The sequence below is a fragment of the Veillonella denticariosi JCM 15641 genome (assembly GCF_002959855.1).
GTDB classification, from domain to species: domain Bacteria; phylum Bacillota; class Negativicutes; order Veillonellales; family Veillonellaceae; genus Veillonella; species Veillonella denticariosi.
Genome location: NZ_PPDB01000005.1, coordinates 1 through 968, shown reverse-complemented (window position 1 = coordinate 968; position 968 = coordinate 1). Strand labels below are relative to the sequence as shown.

Annotated in this window: 1 rRNA gene; it reads right to left on the bottom strand. The window is 45.9% G+C overall.

Annotated features, from left to right (window positions below):
* Positions 1-414 (bottom strand): 23S ribosomal RNA (locus VEHSUH05_RS05490); the annotation flags it as partial.
* Positions 415-968 lie beyond the last annotated feature (554 nt).

Here is a 968-nt window from a genome sequence, read left to right as displayed (position 1 = left end):
TCTCGTGGTACTCCGGATACAGTCCCGTGCATGCAAGGTTTCGATTACAGGGCTTTCACCTTCTACGGCTGAGCGTTCCAGCTCCATTCTTCTACCTCATGTACACTTGATGACTGTCCTCAACCCCGGTGCGGTTGCCCGCTCCGGTTTGGCCTCTTTCCCGTTCGCTCGCCGCTACTAAGAAAATCTCGTTTGATTACTCTTCCTCCGGGTAATTAGATGTTTCAGTTCCCCGGGTGCCCTCCTCATAGTCTAAGCTATAGGTGACAGTGCATAACCACTGCCGGGTTCCCCCATTCGGATATCTACGGGTCAAAGGTTGCTTGCACCTCTCCGTAGCTTTTCGCAGCTTACCGCGTCCTTCTTCGGCTGATATCGCCAAGGCATCCACCGTACGCCCTTAAAATCTTTACTTATTTTACGCCATAATTTGCGGCTAACTTCGTTGTGCTGCGTTTGGTTTGTCTTGCGTACATGAGTACGCGGCGACATCACCTCACTGGCACGCCTCGTTATCCATCAAATTCTGACGAAAATCTATTCTTAGATTTCATTGACATGCATTAGATACATTGTCGTTTTTTGTAGCCGTACATTTTCATGTACGTCACCATTAAGTCAGAGAATTATTTCCTATGTGCTCGGGTCAACCTGCTTAGAAATTCTAAGAGATGACCTTACAAATATATATTAATTCTTCTATGCAGTTTTCAAAGAACAAATCTGCCGATACATTCCGTGTTTGTTACTCGTCGTTGCACTTGTCTTGCTCATCTAGCATACTTCCAGTATGCGTCAATTTCGCAATCCTACGTGCGCCCAGATTAACCCGTAATGTATACGCCATATTACATTGAGACATCTATGACAGATCTCTCAAAACCAAACAATGATAAGTGTGTAAGTACTGCTAGCGCTTATGCTACGTCTACTTACCCGCCAAAGTGTCGACCTAAGTGACATCCAGG